General features: G+C 70.5%; 21 protein-coding genes and 1 tRNA gene. 11 read left to right on the forward strand and 11 right to left on the reverse strand.

Annotated elements, in window-relative coordinates; translation table 11 throughout:
* From EEY80_RS05610 to EEY80_RS05630, 5 genes are read left to right on the forward strand one after another with little or no spacing between them, the layout of a single operon-like run.
* Positions 1–195 carry a hypothetical protein gene (locus EEY80_RS05610; protein ID WP_126975606.1) on the forward strand — a complete coding sequence of 65 codons (195 nt, stop codon included), beginning with the start codon at positions 1–3 and terminating at the stop codon, positions 193–195.
* Positions 195–572, forward strand: a complete 378-nt coding sequence (locus tag EEY80_RS05615) for an HNH endonuclease (protein WP_126975607.1) — start codon at positions 195–197, stop codon at positions 570–572. The genes EEY80_RS05610 and EEY80_RS05615 overlap by 1 nt, the downstream gene beginning before the upstream one ends.
* Positions 569–829 (forward strand): DUF2312 domain-containing protein, encoded by a 261-nt coding sequence (locus EEY80_RS05620; RefSeq protein ID WP_126975608.1) that lies wholly within the window; start codon positions 569–571, stop codon positions 827–829. Before EEY80_RS05615 ends, EEY80_RS05620 begins: the two co-directional genes overlap by 4 nt.
* Positions 829–1,404 (forward strand): hypothetical protein, encoded by a 576-nt coding sequence (locus tag EEY80_RS05625; RefSeq protein ID WP_126975609.1) that lies wholly within the window; start codon positions 829–831, stop codon positions 1,402–1,404. The genes EEY80_RS05620 and EEY80_RS05625 overlap by 1 nt, the downstream gene beginning before the upstream one ends.
* Positions 1,401–1,601, forward strand: a complete 201-nt coding sequence (locus EEY80_RS05630) for a hypothetical protein (protein WP_126975610.1) — start codon at positions 1,401–1,403, stop codon at positions 1,599–1,601. The genes EEY80_RS05625 and EEY80_RS05630 overlap by 4 nt, the downstream gene beginning before the upstream one ends.
* On the opposite strand, the gene EEY80_RS05635 is transcribed toward EEY80_RS05630, so the two are convergent.
* The 4 genes from EEY80_RS05635 to EEY80_RS05650 all read right to left on the reverse strand — a co-directional run bounded on the left by EEY80_RS05635 (position 1,578) and on the right by EEY80_RS05650 (position 4,344).
* Positions 1,578–2,855, reverse strand: coding sequence for a DUF6538 domain-containing protein (locus tag EEY80_RS05635; protein WP_126975611.1), 1,278 nt, complete (start codon positions 2,853–2,855; stop codon positions 1,578–1,580). The two genes, EEY80_RS05630 and EEY80_RS05635, sit on opposite strands and share 24 nt — an antisense overlap.
* Positions 2,856–3,012: 157 nt before the next feature.
* Positions 3,013–3,102: transfer RNA gene (locus tag EEY80_RS05640), tRNA-Ser, on the reverse strand.
* Between the two features lie 170 nt (positions 3,103–3,272).
* A complete protein-coding gene (locus tag EEY80_RS05645) occupies positions 3,273–3,845 on the reverse strand; it encodes a peptidylprolyl isomerase (RefSeq protein ID WP_126975612.1) in 573 nt (190 codons plus the stop codon).
* A complete protein-coding gene (locus EEY80_RS05650; RefSeq protein WP_126975613.1) occupies positions 3,835–4,344 on the reverse strand; it encodes a peptidylprolyl isomerase in 510 nt (169 codons plus the stop codon). Before EEY80_RS05650 ends, EEY80_RS05645 begins: the two co-directional genes overlap by 11 nt.
* A gap of 208 nt (positions 4,345–4,552) precedes the next feature.
* Between EEY80_RS05650 and EEY80_RS05655 the strand changes: the two genes are divergently transcribed.
* The 6 genes from EEY80_RS05655 to EEY80_RS05680 all read left to right on the forward strand — a co-directional run bounded on the left by EEY80_RS05655 (position 4,553) and on the right by EEY80_RS05680 (position 11,218).
* Positions 4,553–5,743 carry a phosphoglycerate kinase gene (locus EEY80_RS05655; RefSeq protein WP_126975614.1) on the forward strand — a complete coding sequence of 397 codons (1,191 nt, stop codon included), beginning with the start codon at positions 4,553–4,555 and terminating at the stop codon, positions 5,741–5,743.
* 97 nt (positions 5,744–5,840) lie between these two features.
* The gene (locus EEY80_RS05660; protein ID WP_126975615.1) at positions 5,841–6,734 is read left to right on the forward strand and encodes a fructose bisphosphate aldolase; all 894 of its coding nucleotides are present in this window, start codon (positions 5,841–5,843) and stop codon (positions 6,732–6,734) included.
* Between the two features lie 189 nt (positions 6,735–6,923).
* Positions 6,924–7,238 (forward strand): septum formation initiator family protein, encoded by a 315-nt coding sequence (locus EEY80_RS05665; protein ID WP_407920718.1) that lies wholly within the window; start codon positions 6,924–6,926, stop codon positions 7,236–7,238.
* A 172-nt stretch (positions 7,239–7,410) separates the two neighbouring features.
* Complete coding sequence (gene pdhA / locus EEY80_RS05670; protein ID WP_126975616.1) at positions 7,411–8,421, forward strand: pyruvate dehydrogenase (acetyl-transferring) E1 component subunit alpha; 1,011 nt, start codon at positions 7,411–7,413, stop codon at positions 8,419–8,421.
* 12 nt (positions 8,422–8,433) lie between these two features.
* On the forward strand, positions 8,434–9,846 hold the full coding sequence (locus EEY80_RS05675) for a pyruvate dehydrogenase complex E1 component subunit beta (RefSeq protein WP_126975617.1): 1,413 nt from the start codon (positions 8,434–8,436) through the stop codon (positions 9,844–9,846).
* 10 nt (positions 9,847–9,856) lie between these two features.
* A complete protein-coding gene (locus EEY80_RS05680; protein WP_126975618.1) occupies positions 9,857–11,218 on the forward strand; it encodes a pyruvate dehydrogenase complex dihydrolipoamide acetyltransferase in 1,362 nt (453 codons plus the stop codon).
* A gap of 9 nt (positions 11,219–11,227) precedes the next feature.
* On the opposite strand, the gene EEY80_RS05685 is transcribed toward EEY80_RS05680, so the two are convergent.
* From EEY80_RS05685 to EEY80_RS05715, 7 genes are all read right to left on the reverse strand, one after another.
* Positions 11,228–12,085: a hypothetical protein gene (locus EEY80_RS05685; protein WP_126975619.1), complete on the reverse strand. Its 858-nt coding sequence runs from the start codon at positions 12,083–12,085 to the stop codon at positions 11,228–11,230.
* Positions 12,086–12,168: 83 nt separating this feature from the next.
* Positions 12,169–12,975 (reverse strand): serine O-acetyltransferase, encoded by an 807-nt coding sequence (cysE, locus tag EEY80_RS05690; protein WP_126975620.1) that lies wholly within the window; start codon positions 12,973–12,975, stop codon positions 12,169–12,171.
* A 64-nt stretch (positions 12,976–13,039) separates the two neighbouring features.
* Positions 13,040–13,747 carry a DUF2793 domain-containing protein gene (locus EEY80_RS05695; protein WP_126975621.1) on the reverse strand — a complete coding sequence of 236 codons (708 nt, stop codon included), beginning with the start codon at positions 13,745–13,747 and terminating at the stop codon, positions 13,040–13,042.
* Positions 13,740–17,684: a baseplate multidomain protein megatron gene (locus tag EEY80_RS05700; RefSeq protein WP_126975622.1), complete on the reverse strand. Its 3,945-nt coding sequence runs from the start codon at positions 17,682–17,684 to the stop codon at positions 13,740–13,742. The genes EEY80_RS05695 and EEY80_RS05700 overlap by 8 nt, the downstream gene beginning before the upstream one ends.
* Positions 17,684–18,124: a C40 family peptidase gene (locus EEY80_RS05705; RefSeq protein ID WP_126975623.1), complete on the reverse strand. Its 441-nt coding sequence runs from the start codon at positions 18,122–18,124 to the stop codon at positions 17,684–17,686. The genes EEY80_RS05700 and EEY80_RS05705 overlap by 1 nt, the downstream gene beginning before the upstream one ends.
* Complete coding sequence (locus tag EEY80_RS05710; RefSeq protein ID WP_126975624.1) at positions 18,121–18,990, reverse strand: DUF2163 domain-containing protein; 870 nt, start codon at positions 18,988–18,990, stop codon at positions 18,121–18,123. Before EEY80_RS05710 ends, EEY80_RS05705 begins: the two co-directional genes overlap by 4 nt.
* Positions 18,987–19,619: a DUF2460 domain-containing protein gene (locus EEY80_RS05715; RefSeq protein WP_126975625.1), complete on the reverse strand. Its 633-nt coding sequence runs from the start codon at positions 19,617–19,619 to the stop codon at positions 18,987–18,989. The genes EEY80_RS05710 and EEY80_RS05715 overlap by 4 nt, the downstream gene beginning before the upstream one ends.
* Positions 19,620–19,673: the final 54 nt, after the last annotated feature.

Here is a 19,673-nt window from a genome sequence, read left to right on the forward strand (position 1 = left end):
ATGCACGACCTGCCCACCTCCATCAACGACGCCCGTGAGGAACAGATCGAGCTGCGCCGGCCCAACTGGATCGGCGGCGTTCCGACTGCCGCCGATCTGAATGCGGTGGACCGGCACGTCGCCATCGCACTGCGGATCGACTTGGCCACCGTCCTGGCGGTGCCGCGCCGCCGCTGGTTCGAGGTGGTGGGCTGATGTCGCGCCGCAGCCTCAGCAAGGGCCAGCGCATCGACGTTCTCGCCGCGGCAAGCGGGGTCTGCCACATCTGCGGCGACCGCATCAATCCGGTGCGCGAGCGGTGGGAGGTGGAGCATGTGATCCCTCTCGCCCTGGGCGGATCCGACGACGTCGAGAACATGCGGCCCGCACATCGCGCCTGTCACGCCGGGAAGACGCGCCGCGACGTGGGCGTGATCGCCAAGGCGAAACGGGTGGCACAGAAGCATGCGGGCACCTTCCGGCCGGCGCGGCACAAGCTGCCGCCCTCGCGCCCGCTGCCCGGGACCAAGGCCTCCGGCCTGCGCAAGAAACTGAACGGCTCGTTCGAGCCGCATCCCACGAGGACGCGATGACCACTCAAGACACCGACGCCGCCTACAATGTCACCGCCGACGAATTGCGCCAGTTCATCGAGCAGTATGAACAGCTGGAGGCGGAGAAGAAGGACATCACCGAACAGCAGAAGGACGTCATGTCCGAGGCGAAGGCCCGGGGCTATGACACCAAGGTGCTGAAGAAGATCATCGCGCTGCGCGCCCGCGACAAAAACGATGTCGCCGAGGAGGAGGCGATCCTCGACCTCTATAAAGCCGCACTGGGGATGTCGTGATGCGAGGACGCCAGAAGCCCTGCGGGACGTGCGGGATCTGCCCGGCCGCCGCCGCGATCGCATGGAACCAGTTCGATCTGGGCCTCAACGCGGTCGCCGCGTGGGTCGGATCGTCCCGAACCTCTCTGGTGCGCGCCGCCGAGGCCTACGGGTTCCCGGGACGCAGGAAGCCTGTTACCCCCCGGCTCTCCGTTCGCGAGATCAGTCGGCTGTGGGGGGACGAGACGATACCCGTGGCCGAGGCCGCGGCCCGCGCGGGGATTTCGTCGCGCTGCCTCTACGTCCGCGCCAAACGGCTTGGGCTCCCCCCCCGGCGGGGAGGGCCGAAGTCGAAGGTGAGGTGGCCCGACGATTTCGACGCGATGTGGGCCGCAGGAGTCCTGGGCAAGGAGATCGCTGCCGCGGCGATCCCGCCGGCACACACCTCGCAGGTGGCGTCAGAGGTGCGGCGGCGCGGGCTGAAGCGGCGCGGGTGCGGGCCGAACCCGGAGGGGATCACCCTGCTGGCCTATCGGATGCGGCAGGTCGCGGCGGCCGAGCGCGCCGCGTTCAAGGCACTGCAGGAGGCGGCATGAAGCTCACCCCCCCGGCCTCCATCGAGCGCATCGCCCGGGCCCTTCAGGTTGTCGCCTGTCTGGCCGAGAAGGACCACGTCTACGTCCCCATCTTCGAGCGGCTGGATGGCGAGTTGCAGGCGCTTGAGGAGCTGGCGCAGCGGAATGACCCCGTCGCCAGGGTCCGCGCGCGCCTAAAGCGCGATCTTCTTCAATAGGCGGTGGAGATGTTCGAGATTGGCACCGGCGCCATAGCGTTCCCGCTTGAGACTGTGGCCCATCAGGTCGGCCTTGATCCGTTCGTCGAAGCCGGCGGCGAGCATGCGGTCCTCGAAGGAATGCCTCAGACTGTAGAGGCTGTGGTCATCGGTCGGCAGCAGCTTGTTCTCGCGCAGGAACTTGTTCACCGTCGCGGAGAGGGAGGCGCTGTTGGTGCCGTAGCGGGGAAAGCCCTGTGGAAAGGCCTTGAAGGCCTCGAGGCTCACCCCGGTCAGCGGGATCACGCGCCGCGCGTTCGGCGTCTTCAGCTGGCGGCCGTTCGGCTCGATGCGGATATGGGGGACGCGGTCGGCCAACCGGATCTGGTCGGGGCCGAGCGAGGCACCCTCGCTGGGTCGGTAGCCGGTGTTCACCATGCCCAGCAGGATCGCCCGCGCCTCGGGGTTCAGCCCGTCCAGTGCACCCTTCTTCAGCAGGGTCTCCCGCAGGAAGGTCACGCTGAACGGCGGCCGGGTTCCGGGATCGCTGTCCTTGATCATCAGGCGGTCGGTCTTGAACTGCAGCTCGATTTCCTCGGCCGCGGCGACCTCGCGGATCACGGAAAGCAGGTGGATCATGTCCTTGTTGGCGCTGTTCGGGGTCAGACCCTCGGCTGTCATCCGGTCCACCCACCACTGCTTGAACTGGTGGAGATCGCGGGTGGTGATGTCGGCGACGACGGGGTCATGGCCGATCACCTCGACGAAGTTGGCGACCGCCTTCTTGCGCGGGTTCTCCCATCGCCGCACCTGATCCGCGCTTTTTCCGATCCTCTTCTCCGCCGCCACCTTCCAGTATCGTTCGAGCGCCTTGGTGACGGTGAGACGCGGCGGCTTCGCCCCGCCCAGCAGGGCTTCGGCCTCGGCGATGTCGAGCCGGCCCTTCGAGGTCACCACCGCCTCGACCCGGTCCAGCAACTCGGGCAGGGGCAGGCGGGCCACCTCGGCGGCGGAGAGGAAGCGGTAGCCGCGCTTCGCGGCCAGGTTCCGCGCCGCCGCCATCCGGTTCGCGGCGTCGTCGCCGCGCCCCTCCAGTTTCGCTTCCCAGGCCTCGATCATGTCGGTCCAGACCGCGGGGGCCTTCCGTCTGGCGATCTCGGGGGAGTCGGTGTGCAGCGAGATCCAGACATAGTCCCGGTCTTCGACATCGCGATAGCGGCGCGGGACGCGCTTGCGGATGTGATAGGTGCTGCCACGCAGAATTGGATCGCTCATGTGGGATTTGTGCCCCATAAATTGCGCCACGGCAATGGGAGGCAAATTGAGCAGCACGATGAGCAGCAAAACCGCCAGATCGGCGCCCGCCGGCGAGGCGGAAACAAAGGGAATCCAATGATGACAGGGGTTTACGAGGGCGGCGGGGCCGGAAAAATGGCGGACAGAGAGGGATTCGAACCCTCGAGACGGTTCCCCGCCTACACACTTTCCAGGCGTGCGCCTTCGACCACTCGGCCATCTGTCCGTGGGGGGCTGTCTACACGCGGCGGCGGCGGGGGCGCAAGGGGGGAAGCGCGGCGCGGGAGGCTGCCGCGATCCTGCGGTGGGGCGGGTCGGGGGCCAGCCTGCCCCGGCGCCCGGTCCGGCGGGAACGGCGGGCGCTGCCCCCTGCCCCGCCGGTCCTCGCGCCGTCCGTCAGCGGGTGACGGTGACGCTCTCCATCCAGTCGGGATCGTCCACCGCGCCATTGGCCGAGGCCGCGCCCTTGCGGATCGCGTCCACGACCTCCATGCCCGAGATCACCCGGCCGACGACGGTGTACTGGCCGTTCAGGAACTCGCCCGGGGCGAACATGATGAAGAACTGGCTGTTGGCCGAGTCGGGGCTCTGCGACCGCGCCATGCCGACGACGCCGCGGTCGAAGGAGATGTCGGAGAATTCCGCCGGCAGGTCGGGCCGATCCGACCCGCCCATCCCGGCGCGGGCGGTGTCGCCGTCGCGCTTGCCGAACTGCACGTCGCCGGTCTGGGCCATGAAGCCGTCGATCACCCGGTGGAAGACGACGCCGTCATAGGCGCCCGCCTCGGCCAGCGCGGTCAGCTGTTCCACATGCTTCGGCGCCACATCGGGCAGCAGGTCGATGACGATCTCCCCCGTGACGCCGCCGCCCGTCTCGATCACGAGGTTCGGGCCGGGGCCGTCCTCCTGCGCGAGCGCGGGCATGGCGACTGCGGCGAGGCCCGCCGCGAGGATCAGCTTACGCGACATCGGCGGCCACCTTCACCGACAGCATCTGGTCCGGGTTCGCCGGCGGCTCGCCGCGGGCGATGCGGTCCACATGTTCCATCCCCGCGATGACGCGGCCATAGACCGTGTACTGGCGGTTCAGGAAGTGGTTGTCCTTGAAGTTGATGAAGAACTGGCTGTTGGCCGAATCCGGGTTCTGCGACCGCGCCGCGCCCAGCGTGCCCCGGTCATGCGGGATGTTGGAGAATTCCGCCGGCAGGTCCGGCAGCTCCGATCCGCCGGTGCCGGCGCGGCGGGTGTTCTGGCCCTTGCCGGAATTGCCGTGTTCGACATCCCCGGTCTGGGCCATGAAGCCTTCGATGACACGGTGGAAGATCACGCCGTCATAGGCGCCGGCGCGGGCCAGCTCCTTCATGCGCTCGACATGTTTCGGGGCGATCTCGGGCAAGAGCTCGATCGTGACGGTGCCATCCTTCAGTTCGACCAGGATGGTGTTCTCGGGATCCTTGATATCGGCCATGTGCGCCTCCCTCTTCAGGTTCGTGCCGCGATTGGGCGCGACCCTACGGGCGCGGGCGGGGGAAGGAAAGGCCGAAGCGGGCGGCCGCGGTTGACGAAGAGGGGAGGATCGGCTTCCGTAGCGCCGCAGCCGCGATGCGGCGGACCGGAAGCCCGCCGCGGGGACGCGGCGCAGAAGTCAGCCGCGGCAGGCGGCGGGAAGGGATCGGATGGCCTGGAAGACGCTCGACGACATGGACATGGCAGGCAAGACGGTCCTGCTGCGCGTCGACATCAACGTGCCGGTCGAGGAGGGCCGCGTCACCGACGCGACACGGATCGACAAGATCGTGCCCACCGTCCGCGACATCCTGGCCAAGGGCGGCAAGCCGGTGCTGCTGGCGCATTTCGGCCGGCCGAAGGGCAAGCCCGACCCGGCGATGAGCCTTGCCGTCACCCTGCCCGCGCTGGAGGCCGCGCTCGGCCAGCCCGTCCGCTTCGCCGGGGACTGCGTGGGCGAGACGGCGGCGGCGGCGGTCGCGGCCCTGGCCCCGGGCGAGGTGCTGCTGCTGGAAAACACCCGTTTCCACGCGGGAGAGGAGAAGAACGATCCGGCGCTGGCCCAGGCGATGGCCGATCTGGGCGATGTCTATGTGAACGACGCCTTTTCCGCCGCGCATCGCGCCCATGCCTCGACCGAGGGCCTCGCCCGGCTGCTGCCCGCCTGCGCGGGCCGGCTGATGGAGGCAGAGCTGAAGGCGCTGGAGGCGGCGCTCGGCACCCCGGAACGGCCGGTGGTGGCGGTGGTGGGCGGCGCGAAGGTGTCCACCAAGCTCGACCTGCTGGGCAATCTTCTGGGCAAGGTCGATCATCTGGTGATCGGCGGCGGCATGGCCAACACCTTCCTCGTGGCGCAGGGGATCGAGGTCGGCAAGAGCCTTGCGGAACGCGACATGGCCGACACGGCGCGGGCGATCCTCGACAAGGCCGGGGCGGCGGGCTGCACCATCCACCTGCCGCTCGACATCGTGGTGGCGCGCGAGTTCAAGGCAGGCGCCCCCTGCGAGACGGTGGCGGCGGGCGCCTGCCCGCCCGATGCGATGATCCTGGATGCCGGGCCGGAAACCGTGGCCGCGATCACCCGCACCTTCGCCGCCTGCCGCACCCTGATCTGGAACGGGCCGCTCGGCGCCTTCGAGATCGCGCCCTTCGACACCGCCACCAATGCCGCCGCCAAGGCCGCGGCGGACCTGACGGCCGAGGGCCGGCTCGTTTCGGTCGCGGGCGGGGGCGACACGGTCGCGGCGCTGAACAAGTCCGGCGCGGCGGCCAGCTTCACCTTCATCTCCACCGCCGGGGGCGCCTTCCTCGAATGGATGGAGGGCAAGGATCTGCCCGGCGTGGCCGCGCTGATGACCTGAGACGCGGCTGTTAGCGTCACCAGAATTGCAGCCCTCCGGCCAAGCCGCTATCGGCTGGATCGAGGGGCACGATCCACAGCGAGCACGAGGACATCACATGCCGAACGCGACCCAGGCCGACCAGATGCGCAAGGGCCAAGGCTTCATTGCCGCGCTGGACCAGAGCGGCGGCTCGACGCCCAAGGCGCTGCGCCTCTATGGCGTCGAGGAAAGCGCCTATGGCTCGGAAGCCGAGATGTTCGACCTGATCCACGCGATGCGCGCCCGGATCATCAAGTCGCCCGCCTTCACCGGCGACAAGGTCATCGGCGCGATCCTCTTCGAACAGACCATGGACCGCGACATCGACGGCACCCCCACCGCCACCTATCTGTGGGACCAGCGCCGGGTGGTGCCCTTCCTGAAGATCGACAAGGGGCTGGAGGCCGAGGCCGACGGCGTGCAGCTGATGAAGCCGATCCCCGGGCTGGACGCGCTGCTGGACCGCGCGGTCGCGGCCGGCATCTTCGGCACCAAGGAACGCTCGGTGGTCAACGCCGCCAATCCCGCCGGGATCGAGGCCATCGTCGCCCAGCAGTTCGATCTGGGGCGGCAGGTTCTGGCCCACGGGCTGGTGCCGATCCTCGAACCCGAGGTCACGATCTCGATCCCCGACAAGGCCGAGGCCGAGACGCTGCTGCAGGACGCGATCCTGAAGCATCTCGACACCCTGCCCGAGGGCACCGAGGTGATGCTGAAGCTGACGCTGCCGACCGATCCGGGCCATTACCGGCCGCTGGTCGACCATCCCAAGGTGATGAAGGTCGTGGCGCTGTCGGGCGGCTACAGCCGCGACGAGGCCAATGCCAAGCTGGCCGAGAACCCGGGCATCATCGCCAGCTTCAGCCGCGCGCTGACCGAGGGCCTGACCGCCCAGCAGACCGATGCCGATTTCGACACGGCGCTGGCCAGCGCGATCACCAGCATCCACGCGGCCTCCGTAGCCGGCTGACGTCGCCGGCCGATCCCGGCCCCGGCCGACGGGCGCCCGCCGGCCTGTCGCGTCACCGCCAAGATGTGATCCCCGCCCCATCGGGCGGGGATTCCCTTTTCCCGGCCGCTATGCCATGATTCGCCCAAGGCCGCACGACAGAGGCGGCAGGCTGGGATCCAACGCCCCGCCGGATAGACGGGCAGAACCATGATGCGATCCAGACCACGGCCCCCGACGCGGCCCCCCATCGGCACCCTCTTCCTGTGTGCGCTGGCGATGGCGCTGGCGGCCTATTTCACCTTCGCCGCCGTGCAGGGCGATTTTGGCGTCCTGCGGCGGATGCAGCTGTCGGCCGAGGCCGAAAGCCTGACCGCCGAACGCGACCGGCTGACGATCGAGGTGGCGCGCATGGAAAACCTGACGCACCGGCTGTCCGACGACTATCTGGACCTCGACCTGCTGGACGAACGCACCCGCGACACCCTGGGCTTCATGCGCGCGGACGAGATCGCGATCCGCTGACCCCCCGGAAGCAGAACCGCTGACTGAGACCGCAGCCCCGGGCCATCCTCTCCCGGCACCGGCAGGCACCCGCGCGTCCGCATCATCGGCTCTGGCCCTTCGCGCGCCGATGCGCTATGGATCGTTTAACGTTGAACTATCTGGCGCACACGACTGACGGGAGGACTGCCGCATGGCCGCGCGCAAAGCACCGGATCTGCCGAACGTATCCAAGGACGAGCTGCTGAAATACTACCGCGAGATGCTGCTGATCCGGCGTTTCGAGGAGAAGGCCGGCCAGCTCTACGGGATGGGTCTCATCGGCGGCTTCTGCCACCTCTATATCGGGCAGGAAGCCGTCGTCGTCGGGCTGGAGGCCGCCGCCTCCGAAGGCGACAAGCGCGTCACCTCCTACCGCGATCACGGCCACATGCTGGCCTGCGGCATGGACCCCAAGGGCGTGATGGCCGAGCTCACGGGCCGCGAGGGCGGCTATTCCAAGGGCAAGGGCGGCTCGATGCACATGTTCTCGAAAGAGAAGCATTTCTACGGCGGCCACGGCATCGTCGGCGCGCAGGTGCCGATCGGTGCCGGGCTCGCCTTCTCGGACATGTACAAGGGCACCGACCGCGTCACCTTCACCTATTTCGGCGACGGCGCGGCGAACCAGGGCCAGGTCTACGAGACCTATAACATGGCCGAACTCTGGAACCTGCCGGTGGTCTTCGTGATCGAGAACAACCAGTATGCGATGGGCACCAGTGTCAAGCGGTCCACCAAGTCGCCGACCCTGTGGCAGCGCGGCGCGGCCTACGGGATCGAGGGCGAGGCGGTGGACGGCATGGACGTGCTGGCGGTCAAGGCCGCGGGCGAACGCGCCGTGGCCCACTGCCGCGCCGGCAACGGCCCCTATATCCTCGAGGTGATGACCTATCGCTATCGCGGCCACTCGATGTCGGACCCGGCCAAGTACCGCACGCGCGAGGAAGTGCAGAAGATGCGGGACGAACGCGACCCGATCGAACATGTGCGCGACCTGCTGCTGACCGGCAACCACGCGACGGATGACGACCTGAAGGCCATCGACCGCGACATCAAGGCCGTGGTCAACGAGGCCGCCGAATTCTCGAAGGAAAGCCCCGAGCCCGATCTTTCGGAACTCTGGACCGACATCTACGCCGACGTGGCGCCGCAGGACGCCTGAGGGGGAAGACGCATGGCAACCGAAATCCTGATGCCCGCCCTGTCTCCGACGATGGAAGAGGGCACGCTGGCGAAATGGCTGGTGAAAGAGGGCGACGCCGTCAAGTCCGGCCAGATCCTCGCCGAGATCGAGACCGACAAGGCCACGATGGAATTCGAGGCGGTGGACGAGGGCACCATCGGCAAGCTGCTGGTGGCCGAGGGCACGCAGGGCGTGAAGGTCAACGCCCCCATCGCGCTGCTGCTGGCCGAGGGCGAGGACGCCTCCGCCGCCGCGGCGCCCGCCAGCGGCCCGGCCAGCGTCCCGGCCCAACCCAAGGCCGAGGAAACCGCGCAGAAGACCGACGCGCCCCGAACCGAAGGCAAGCCCACCTCCGCCGTCGAACAGGCGCCGCACCCGGCCAAGGCCGCGGACACGACGCCCGACTGGCCCGAAGGCACGCAGATGAAGTCCATGACCGTGCGGGAAGCCCTGCGCGAGGCCATGGCCGAGGAAATGACCCGGGATGACAGCGTCTTCCTGATGGGCGAGGAAGTCGGCGAATACCAGGGCGCCTACAAGATCAGCCAGGGCCTGCTGGACCAGTTCGGGCCCAAACGCGTCATCGACACGCCGATCACCGAACACGGCTTCGCGGGCATCGCCGTCGGCGCGGCCTTCGGCGGGCTGCGTCCCATCGTCGAGTTCATGACCTTCAACTTCGCCATGCAGGCCATCGACCAGATCATCAACTCGGCGGCCAAGACGCTCTACATGTCCGGCGGGCAGATGGGCGCGCCGATGGTGTTCCGCGGCCCGAACGGCGCCGCCGCCCGCGTGGGGGCGCAGCACAGCCAGGACTACGCCGCCTGGTATGCGCAGATCCCCGGCCTGAAGGTGGCGATGCCCTATTCCGCCGCCGATGCGAAAGGCCTGCTGAAAACGGCGATCCGCGACCCGAACCCGGTGATCTTCCTGGAAAACGAGATCCTCTACGGCCGCAGCTTCGACGTGCCGGTGCTGGAGGACTTCACCGTCCCCTTCGGCAAGGCGAAGATCTGGCGCGAAGGCAGCGACGTGACGCTGGTCAGCTTCGGCATCGGCATGGCCCATGCGCTGGAAGCGGCCGACAAGCTCGCCGCCGAGGGCATCTCGGCCGAGGTGATCGACCTGCGCACCCTGCGCCCCATCGACTATGACACGGTCATCGCCTCGGTGCAGAAGACCAACCGCTGCGTGACGGTCGAAGAGGGCTTCCCCGTGGGCTCGATCGGCAACCACCTGTCGGCCTACATCATGGAAAACGCCTTCGACTGGCTCGACGCCCCGGTGATCAACTGCGCCGGCAAGGACGTGCCCATGCCCTATGCCGCCAATCTGGAAAAGCTGGCGCTGGTGACCTCGGACGAGGTCGTGGCGGCGGTCAAGAAAGTCACCTACCGCTGAGGGGGAAGAAATGGCGACCGAAATCCTGATGCCCGCCCTGTCCCCGACGATGGAGGAAGGGACGCTGGCGAAATGGCTGGTCAAGGAGGGGGATGCCGTCAAGTCCGGCCAGATCCTCGCCGAGATCGAGACCGACAAGGCCACGATGGAATTCGAGGCGGTGGACGAAGGCGTGATGGGCAGGATCCTGATCGCCGAGGGCACATCCGGCGTGAAGGTCAACCAGCCCATCGCCATCCTCGTCGAGGAAGGCGAGGAGGTGCCCGCCGCCGGCGCCGCGCCCGCCCCGGCCCGCGGCACCGACGCCGCCGAGAAAGAGGCCGACGCCGCCAAGGGCTATGGCGCGGGTCAGGCCCCGCCCGCGGGCAAGGCCGACCCGGCCGGCGCCCCCGCGGCAATGCCCGCCGCACCGGCGCCCGCCGCCGGGGGCCAGCGCGTCTTCGCCTCGCCCCTCGCCCGCCGCATCGCGGCCGAGAAGGGGCTGGACCTCGCCGGGATCAGCGGCTCCGGCCCGCGCGGCCGCATCGTGAAGGCCGATGTCGAAGGCGCCAGCGCCGCGCCCAAGGCGGCCCCCGCCGCCGCCCCTGCTGCTGCGGCCGAAGCGCCGAAGCCCGCCCCCGGCCCCGCCGCCATGCCCGCCGGCATGGGCGCGGATACCGTGCGCAAGATGTACGAGGGCCGCCCCTTCGAGGAGATCACCCTCGACGGGATGCGCCGCACCATCGCCGCCCGCCTGACCGAGGCCAAGCAGACCATCCCGCATTTCTACCTGCGTCGCGAGGTGCGGCTCGATGCGCTGATGGCCTTCCGCGAGACGCTGAACAAGCAGCTGGAATCGCGCGGGGTGAAGCTGTCGGTCAACGACTTCATCATCAAGGCCTGCGCCATCGCGCTGCAGCAGGTGCCCGCCGCCAATGCCGTCTGGGCCGGCGACCGCATCCTGAAGCTCAAGCCCTCGGACGTGGCCGTGGCGGTCGCCATCGAGGGCGGCCTCTTCACCCCGGTGCTGAAGGACGCGCATCAGAAGACGCTGTCGGCGCTCTCGGCCGAGATGAAGGATCTGGCCGCCCGCGCCCGCACGAAGAAGCTCGCGCCCCATGAATATCAGGGCGGCAGCTTCGCGATCTCGAATCTCGGCATGTTCGGGATCGAGAATTTCGACGCCGTCATCAACCTGCCCCACGGCGCGATCCTCGCTGTCGGCGCCGGGCTGAAGAAGCCGGTGGTGGCGAAGTCGGGCGAGATCGAGGTCGCCACGATGATGTCGATGACCCTGTCGGTGGATCACCGCGTGATCGACGGCGCGCTCGGGGCCGAGCTGATGAAGGCCATCGTCGAGAACCTGGAAAACCCGGTGGCGATGCTGGCGTAACTCCGCCCGCTATCGCCCCACGACCTCGAGGAGGCCGCCCCGTGCGGCCTCTTCCCGTTTCCGCAGCCCGAATTCGGCCAGTACCCGCGCCTCCCGCTCCGGGTCGTCGATGCCGCGGCGGCGCAGGTTCACCAGCTTGTCGTTGCCCTTGCGGATCTGCACGTTGTCGCCGTGATTGACCATGTAGATCATCGCCGGAAAGGGCACCGGGTCCAGCGGCCGCCCCAGCCGCGCGCCGCGGTCGAGATAGCTCTTGTGGCCCTTGCCGATCAGCCGCAGATACAGGCCCGGCCAGCGCTGCCGCCCCAGATCGACGGCGAAATAGCCGCAGGACCCGCATTGCATCCAGAAGGGCTGGCCCTCGCCCTGCCCCAGCGGCGCCAGCCGGCCGCTTTGCCAGTCGGCCATGTAGCCCTGCGTGACGATATAGCCGCGCCCGTTGTCATCCGCCGCGATCCAGCCCGGCAGGTCCGGGTGCATCAGGTCGTCGGCATCCAGATGCGACACATAGGCCGGGCCGGTGAAGCTGCGGGCGACATATTCGGTCATCCGCCGCACCTTTTCGGAATGGTCGGACACGCCCTTGGCCAGCGGCAGGTCGGGGACCTGCAGGAAATGGATGCGCGGATCGTCGGGCAGGTCCGGCGGGCGCTGCTGGCAGCACAGGACCAGCGCCCAGTTCCGGTACGGCGCTGCCAGGATCGAGGCCAGCGTCTGCCCGAAGATCGCGCAGGCCTTCTCCCAGTCCTGCGACACGCCCGGCCCGATCAGCGGCACCATCCAGACGATCAGCGGCTGTCCCGTCCGGCGCATCGGGCGCTGGAACAGCCGCCGGTAGGCCGCCGCCAGCAGGTCTTTCGGTTGCATCGGCAGGGCATCCTTCAGGCGCGGGCAGGAACGGCGGCGTGATAGGCCCGCCCGCCCCACCCGTCAATCGGCCTCGGGCCGCGTCAGTCGTTCAGCAGCAGATGGTCCATCGTCACCGAGGGCTGGGGGCAGCCCGCCTCGCCCACCACCCGCGCGGGCACGCCCGCCACGGTGGAACAGGGCGGCACGTCCTGCAGCACGACCGACCCGGCCGCGATCCGCGAACAGCGCCCGACGCGGATATTGCCCAGCACCTTCGCCCCGGCGCCGATCAGCACCCCGTCGCCGATCTTCGGATGCCGGTCGCCGTCTTCCTTGCCGGTGCCGCCCAGCGTCACCGAATGCAGCATCGACACGTTGTCGCCCACCACAGCCGTCTCGCCGATGACGATGGAATGGGCGTGGTCGATCATGATCCCCTGCCCCAGCCGCGCGCCGGGATGGATGTCGACGCCGAAGACCTCGGACACCCGCATCTGCACGAAATAGGCCATGTCCTGGCGGTCATGCGTCCACAGCCAGTGACCGATCCGGTAGGACTGGATCGCCTGATAGCCCTTGAAGAACAGCACCGGCTGCAGGAAGCGGTGGCAGGCCGGGTCGCGGTCATAGACCGCCATCACGTCGGCCCGCGCCGCCTGCCCGATCGCCGGTTCCTCGGCCAGCGCCTCGTCCGCGATCTCGCGCAGGATCTGCTCGCTCATCTCGCCCGAGGCCAGCTTCAGCGAAAAGCGGTAGGCCAGCGCCCGTTCCATCGTCGGATGGTGCAGCAGCCCCGAATGGATCAGCCCGCCCAGCAGGGGTTCGTCCCGCACCGCATCGCGGGCCTCGGTGCAGATCCGGTCCCAGACGGGATCGACGGTTGCCAGTCTCGGTTTCGTCTCGGCCATCGCGCGCCCTCCGCTCGTCCCGGGACTCTAGCAGATAGGGCAGGCCGCGCATCGGGAAAAGTCCTCAATCGGCGGGCAGCGCCAGTTCGGCGAAATGCGCGGCAATCCGCACCCTGCCGCCGGCGAAGACACCCCCCGTCGCCGTCAGCAGCAGCGGCAACGGCTCGTAGACCCCCATCGGCGCCGACAGCACCCCCCGCGCCCAGGACCCCTGTTCGACGCCGAGCCCGCTGCCGAACCGGTCCGGCGCGCCCGGATTGCCCAGCTGCCAGCCGGTCGCGCCGCCGGTGATCGCCTCCGTCACCCGCGCGGTCACCCCGAACAGGATCGCGCCCGGGGGGATCAGCGGCAGCGTGGCGGAGGTGGTCCCCGCCGTCACCTCGTGCAGCAGTTCCGCGACGGCCAGCCCCAGGCCCGCGCCATGCGGCGTCAGGGTCGCGGCCCCCGCGCGCCAGTCCGCGCCGTCATGCAGGACCGCCATACCCTCGTCCAGCAGGAAACCGCGCCAGCCGCGGGCGGGCGTGGCAAAGGCCCAGCCCCCGTTGACCCGCACCGCCACCTCGCCCGCATGCCCCGCCCAGTCGTTCACCGCCCCCTGCGGCACGGCATAGCAGCTGCCATCCGCCGCCGCGGGCGGCGTGGCCAGGCTGCGCGAGATCAGCACCATCGGCACCAGCCCGTCCAACCGCGCCAGCGCCTCGTTCATCGTCACATGCTTCTGCGCCTGCGAGGCCCGCAGCAGCGGCAACGACAGCTGGTTCGTCTCATCCATCGATCTCGATCCTTCCGAAATGTCCCGGCCCGAAGGTCTCGGACAGCTGCGCCACCTCCAGCGTCAGACCGCCCGTCGCGCCATCCTCTGCCCGCACCGCCGCGCCATAGTCGAAGGCCGGCGCCGTCACCTCTGCCTCGCGCCGGATCTGGCCGCCCACCAGCACCCGCACCAGATAGGCCTCGCGCGCCTCGGCCAGCGGCACCTCGACCGACTCCCAGCTGTCGCCGCCGATCCGCGTCCGCCGCACCCAGGTCAGCCGCCCGCCGCCCGCGCCGTCCGCCTGCCAGCGCAGGTGACAGGGCGCATAGGGGCGCAGCCCGATCCCCGCGAAGGCCTCCACCCGGTGCACCGCCAGCCCGTCGCCATAGCCGCGCTGCGCATCGCCGATCCGGTAATGCCGCGCGAGGTTGCGGGCCGAGGCTGCCAGCGCGATCTGCTCTGCCGCCGCGTCCAGCCGCACGACATAGCTGCCGACCGGCCATTCCCCGGGCATGTCGCCCTCGCTGCCCGCCTGCCCGCGCAGCCGCAGCGACAGCTCATAGACCCCGGGCGCCACCAGTTCGGCCCGCGCCGCCTGGAACACCTCCCAGCCGGCCGAGCCGCCCGGACCGATGGCAAACACATTGGCACCGTTCAGCACCGCCTCGGGCTCGGCCGAAGCCAGCACCCCCGCCGCCAGCCGCAGCCGCAGCGCCGGCCCCTGATCCCACAGGTCCGGCGCCGCCCGGGGCAGCACCGTCTCCGTCACCCCCACCACCGCCCGCTGCGCCAGCGTGGTGTTCAGCGCATAGCCCGCATCCGTGGCCGAAGACCAGCAGGCCACCGTGCCCGGCCAGGGCGTGGCCGTCACCGCCAGATGGGGGGCGTGGGGCACCTCCTCGCCGGTCAGCAGCGGCAGGTCGAGGAACAGCGGAAATACCGGCACCGGCGGCACGAAGGCCGTCGCCGTCACCCGCTGTTCCGCCTCGTCCGAGGCGACATAGACCCCCGGCTCCACCCGCACCGCCTCCACCGCGACGCGGCCCGCCGCCTCGGTCCGGTCGATACGATAGCGGCCAAGGTCCGCTCCGTCCGCCGCCGCCAGCTGCAGCAGGTCGCCCGGCCCCAGATGCGACAGCGACGGCGGCAGCGACAGCCGCGCCCCGTCCCGCGCCACCCGCGCCTCCGCCAGCCAGCGCTCGGCGATGGCCTGCGCCTCGGCCCCGGTCAGCGCCATCGCCAGTTCCGACTGGCTCAGCCCCGCCGCCGCGCCCTCGTCCGGCAGGATCGCCTCGACCGTCCGCGTCTCGAAGGCCCCCTGCGCCTCGGTGAAGGTCAGCCGCACCCGGCCCGCCGTCTCGGCCTCCGCGCCGCGCAGCAGGTCGAGCACCCCCTCCGCCTCGTCATCCACCGCAAGGCCAGGCACCGCGACCTCGGCATCGGCGCGCAGATGCGCCCGCATCCGGAACCGCAGCGCGCCGTCCCGTTCCAGCGCATCGAACCCGTGGGCCAGCATCAGCGGCTGCAGCGCCGCCCGCCCGGTGCCGCCGTCCGACACCGCATAGCCGCGCACCACGCCCCGCAGCCCCGAACAATCATGCGCCGCGACCCCGGCCGCCGCGCAGATCTCGGCCACCACCAGATCCAGCGGCTGCGAGGCCGCGCGCCCCGTCAGCCAGTGCCCCCGCGCCCAGTTGGCCCCGTCCGCCCAGGTCTCCTGATCGTTGGGGAAGACCGGGAAGGGCCGCGCATCCCAGGCCCAGACATGCGCCCGGCCCAGGTCGATCATCCGCCCGCCATAGACATCCGACAGCGGGTTGCGCGCCGGGTCGTCCCAATGGGCCAGCACCGCACGCAGATACTGCATCTGCATCAGGTCGTCCCGCCGCCCGTTCGAGCCATAGGGCAACCCGGATTCCCACGACAGCGCGTCGAGGAAGCGGTTGGGCTGGTTCGCGCCCTTGTCGATGGCCGCGCAGCCGAGTTCGGTGAACCAGACCGGCTTCGACCGCGGCACCCAGGGGCTCGGGCTGTCGACCCGCACCCCGCCGATCCGGTCGTGATGCGGGTTTTCCCACCAGCCGCGAATGTCCTTCACCCGCCAGACCCAGGGCTCGCCCATGCCATCGGTGATCGGCGTGCGGATCTGCGCGGCCCGGTGCTCCTCGGCGGCGTAATACCAGTCGTATCCCTCGCCGCCCTCGACATTGGCGCGCAGGTAGCCGAGGTCGTGGATCGAGCCCCAGCCCGCATCGGCATGGTCCGCGCCGTCACGCCAGTCGGCCAGCGGCATGTAGTTGTCGATGCCGATGAAGTCGATCTCCTCATCCGCCCACAGCGGGTCGAGGTGGAAATAGCGGTCGCCCCCGCCGGCATCGTAACCCGCATATTCCGACCAGTCGGCGGCATAGCCGATCTTCGTGCCCGGCCCCAGGATCGCCCGCACCTCCCGCGCCAGCGCCCGCATCTGGCTGACGGCCGGAAAGCCGTCGCCGGCGCCGCGGATCTGCGTCAGCCCCCGCATCTCGGACCCGATGCAGAAGGCATCGACGCCCCCCGCCGCATGGCACAGCCAGGCGTAATGCAGGATGAAGCGGCGATAGCTCCAGCCATCCGCGCCCTGATAGCTCACCCGCGGATCGGCGGCGCTGCCCGTCACCGCGAACTCGCCGGCCGCCGCCGTGCCGAAGAAGGCCGCCACCTCCGCCGCCGCCTGCGCGCTGCGGTCGGGGCTGCCCGCGACCCCCGGCGCCCGGCTGGCGGTGATCCGCCCGCGCCAGGGCAGAGCCGGCTGGCCCGGCGCCCCCGTCCACGGGTCCGGCAGCGCGTTGCCCGCCATCTGCTCCATCAGCAGGAACGGATAGAACATCACCGACTGCCCCGCCGCCTTCAGCGCCGCGATGGCCTCGGCCACCGACCGGTCGGCGGGGGTGCCGCCATAGACCGGCCGCCCGTCCTGCTGCGGCACCAGCCCCGCCGTCCCCCGCACCTCGCCCGACACGCGCCAGGGATAGCCCTCGCCGTCGCTGGCCTTCTGCTCGACCTTCGGGCGGATCGTGCAGGCGCCGCAACGCAGGTCGTCGCCGAACCACGACACGATCAGGCTGACCGACCGGCAGGCCGGCAGCTCCGCCTGCAACTGGTCGAGCGAGCGCAACAGGTCCGTCCGTTCCCCCGGCATGTGCTGGTTCACCGTCACCGCCGCCCCGGGCCCGGTGGAAAACCGCACCGGCGTGGTGGCCAGCGCATATTCCCCGGTCCCCGGCATCAGCGCCACGCCCCGCACCAGGGTCGAGGGCGCGGGCGTCAGATCGGCCACGCTCCCCGCATCGCCTTCCGCCGCGCGCACCACCTCGAAGCTGAACTGCGGCACCCGGTTGCCCCAGGGCGCCAGCTGCAGATCCTCGAAGACGACATAGGCCGTGCCGCGATAGGCGGGTGCCATCCCCGCGCCCTCCACCGCCTCGATGGCCGGATCGGGCAGCTGGTCCTCGCCGCCGTCATAGACCCGCAGCGTCAGCCCGTCGGTCGAGATCTCCTCGCCATCGGCCCAGACCCGGCCGATGCCGCCGATCCGGCCCGCACAGATCGCCACCGCCACCGTCACCGCATAGCTGTAGGCCGTGACCGTGGACGAGGGCGCGCCCTTGCCGCCCACCTCGTCGGTATCCTTGCTCTCGACGAACGGCCCCGACCAGATCACCTGCCCGCCAAGGCGCATCCGGCCCCAGACCTGCGTCACCGGCGCGCCCTCGCTGGCGCCGGTCAGGCGAAAGCGGTCCACCCGCCCGGTCTCGACCGCGCCCGACCCCTGCCCCAGCAGCGTCTGGTCGATGACCCGGCCCAGCGTCGCACCGATGGCCCGGCCCATCACCGCGCTCGACAGCCCGAGGATCGACCCGCCAAAGCCGGCGCCGACGGCAGCCCCCGCCGCCGCAAACAGGATCGTCGCCATCACACCGTCCTTTCGGGAAAGTCGAACCGCGCCGCGATCCGGCGCGCCCAGGGGGCGGACAGCGGGCTTTCCACCACGCCATGCCCCGAATAGGCATGCACGAAACTCGCGCGCGCCCCGGTTTCCGCCTGCAGGCCCAGATGCTTGGCCACCGCCCCCGCCCGCAGGCGGAACAGGATCAGCTGCCCCGGCACGGGCGGCGCCCCGCACGGCACCTCGCGCAGATGCGCCGCCGCCGCCCGCCACAGCAGCTCCTCCGCGCCCGTCTCGCCCCAGTCGGGCGTATAGGCGGGCACCGGCGCGGGCTCCGTCCCATAGACCTCGCGCCAGACCCCGCGCACCAGCCCCAGGCAATCCGCCCCCGCCCCGCGGACCGAGGCCTGATGCCGGTACGGCGTGCCGATCCAGCCCCGCGCCGCCGCCAGAACCGCCCCGCTCATCCCGCCACCTTCACCGGCGCCACGGTCAGCCAGTCCTCGCCCGGCACATGCGGGAAGCCGCGAAAATTGACCAGGTTGTCGAATTTCAGCCGGCAGGTCTCGGCCCGCCGGTCGCAGCCCGCCCTGAGCTCGACGCGGTCGCCCGGCCGCAGATCGGCGCGCAACGCGACCCACAGCTCCACCTCGCGCCCCGCCACCGTCGCGCGGTCGTTCTTCACCGCGCCCCACAGCCCCGCCGCCGGCCCGTCCAGCACCGTCAGCCGCCCCTTCTCGAACCAGCGGTCGGCATGGTCGGGCAGCGGGTCGAGCCGCAGCAGACCCTCCGCCCCCGCCCCGCGCACCGCCGCCTCCGCCCGGTAGCCCGGCGCCGACAGGTCCACCCGGCAGCGCCCGTCGCCCAGGACCGCATCGCAGGAGGCCATGAAGACCCGGCCCCCGCCGCGGTTCAGCGCCGCGCTCAGGCCCCGCAGCTCGGCCGAAAAGGCCCCGCCCGCCCGCCGCAACTCGCCCAGCGTGCCGCGCATCTGCAGGTGCCGGGCCGAGACATCGGCCCAGTTCACCAGCCAGGCCCGCAGCTCGGCCCCGTCATAGCGCCCCGCCATCACATCGGCCTCGGTGATCGCCGCGGCGCTCAGCGCGCCGCCCGCCTCGCCGGTATCGACGGCCAGCCCCGTGCCCTGCGCCAGCGCCCGCGCCGCCAGGCCGCTGCCGGCGGCGAAGACGATCCCCTCGAAGACCAGGTCGCGGTCATGGTCGGTGAAGCCCAACACCAGCCCGTCCGCCCGGGTCAGCGCCCAGGCCCGGCAGACAGTCGTGCTGCCCCCCGCCAGATGCGCGAACAGCGCCGCCGATCCCGCATCGCTCACAGCCGCACCTCCACCACCGGCACCTGCGGCGCCTCGCCCGCCCGGAAATTCGCCACCGACACCGCGATCCGGTCGGTATCGAACCGCACCGGCACGTCGAACTCGAACCCCGCGGTCACCCGCTCTCCGGGGCCGGGCGGCACGGCGAACTGCACCATGCCCGTCGCGGCATCCACGGTGAAATCGGCCGTCTCCACCACCGCCGCCCGGCCCAGGCCCACCCGCACCGTCCCCGCCACCGGCTTGGCGATCTCGCGCAGATGCGCCACCCCGCCCGAGGCATAGCGCTTGACCAGCCGGAACGCGGTCCGCGCCCCGTCGCCGATGCCGATCTCCTGATCCTCGTGGCCGATCGCCCGGCTGGCGGGGGCCGACCGGAAATCTGCCCAGTCCTTCCAGCGGAACCCGTGCAGCTGCCCCGACCGCGCCTCGAAAAAGGCCACTAGGGCCTCGAGGTCGTCGAGGCTGCGCAGCCCCAGCCCCGCGTCATAGCGCCGGCGCGATTGCGACCAGGGCGCGTTGCGCTCCTCGAACCCGTTGTCCAGCGTCACGATCTCCGTGCGCCGCTCCGGCCCGCCGATCGAGCCGAAGCTCAGGCTCGCGGGAAACCGCACCTCGTGAAAGGCCATGCCTCGTCTCCTGCCCCGCAAGACCCGCGCCGCGGGTCTTCTTGTCGGCTCAAA

Source organism: Frigidibacter oleivorans, from assembly GCF_003993775.1.
GTDB classification, from domain to species: Bacteria; Pseudomonadota; Alphaproteobacteria; order Rhodobacterales; family Rhodobacteraceae; genus Frigidibacter; species Frigidibacter oleivorans.

Excerpts from the sequence above, each read along its gene's own strand:
- EEY80_RS05610 (WP_126975606.1), top strand. The coding sequence starts at position 1 with ATGCACGACCTGCCCACCTCCATCAACGACGCCCGTGAGGAACAGATC.
- EEY80_RS05615 (WP_126975607.1), top strand. The coding sequence starts at position 195 with ATGTCGCGCCGCAGCCTCAGCAAGGGCCAGCGCATCGACGTTCTCGCC.
- EEY80_RS05620 (WP_126975608.1), top strand. The coding sequence starts at position 569 with ATGACCACTCAAGACACCGACGCCGCCTACAATGTCACCGCCGACGAA.
- EEY80_RS05625 (WP_126975609.1), top strand. The coding sequence starts at position 829 with ATGCGAGGACGCCAGAAGCCCTGCGGGACGTGCGGGATCTGCCCGGCC.
- EEY80_RS05630 (WP_126975610.1), top strand. The coding sequence starts at position 1,401 with ATGAAGCTCACCCCCCCGGCCTCCATCGAGCGCATCGCCCGGGCCCTT.
- EEY80_RS05635 (WP_126975611.1), bottom strand. The coding sequence starts at position 2,855 with ATGAGCGATCCAATTCTGCGTGGCAGCACCTATCACATCCGCAAGCGC.
- EEY80_RS05645 (WP_126975612.1), bottom strand. The coding sequence starts at position 3,845 with ATGTCGCGTAAGCTGATCCTCGCGGCGGGCCTCGCCGCAGTCGCCATG.
- EEY80_RS05650 (WP_126975613.1), bottom strand. The coding sequence starts at position 4,344 with ATGGCCGATATCAAGGATCCCGAGAACACCATCCTGGTCGAACTGAAG.
- EEY80_RS05655 (WP_126975614.1), top strand. The coding sequence starts at position 4,553 with ATGGCCTGGAAGACGCTCGACGACATGGACATGGCAGGCAAGACGGTC.
- EEY80_RS05660 (WP_126975615.1), top strand. The coding sequence starts at position 5,841 with ATGCCGAACGCGACCCAGGCCGACCAGATGCGCAAGGGCCAAGGCTTC.
- EEY80_RS05665 (WP_407920718.1), top strand. The coding sequence starts at position 6,924 with ATGATGCGATCCAGACCACGGCCCCCGACGCGGCCCCCCATCGGCACC.
- pdhA (WP_126975616.1), top strand. The coding sequence starts at position 7,411 with ATGGCCGCGCGCAAAGCACCGGATCTGCCGAACGTATCCAAGGACGAG.
- EEY80_RS05675 (WP_126975617.1), top strand. The coding sequence starts at position 8,434 with ATGGCAACCGAAATCCTGATGCCCGCCCTGTCTCCGACGATGGAAGAG.
- EEY80_RS05680 (WP_126975618.1), top strand. The coding sequence starts at position 9,857 with ATGGCGACCGAAATCCTGATGCCCGCCCTGTCCCCGACGATGGAGGAA.
- EEY80_RS05685 (WP_126975619.1), bottom strand. The coding sequence starts at position 12,085 with ATGCAACCGAAAGACCTGCTGGCGGCGGCCTACCGGCGGCTGTTCCAG.
- cysE (WP_126975620.1), bottom strand. The coding sequence starts at position 12,975 with ATGGCCGAGACGAAACCGAGACTGGCAACCGTCGATCCCGTCTGGGAC.
- EEY80_RS05695 (WP_126975621.1), bottom strand. The coding sequence starts at position 13,747 with ATGGATGAGACGAACCAGCTGTCGTTGCCGCTGCTGCGGGCCTCGCAG.
- EEY80_RS05700 (WP_126975622.1), bottom strand. The coding sequence starts at position 17,684 with ATGGCGACGATCCTGTTTGCGGCGGCGGGGGCTGCCGTCGGCGCCGGC.
- EEY80_RS05705 (WP_126975623.1), bottom strand. The coding sequence starts at position 18,124 with ATGAGCGGGGCGGTTCTGGCGGCGGCGCGGGGCTGGATCGGCACGCCG.
- EEY80_RS05715 (WP_126975625.1), bottom strand. The coding sequence starts at position 19,619 with ATGGCCTTTCACGAGGTGCGGTTTCCCGCGAGCCTGAGCTTCGGCTCG.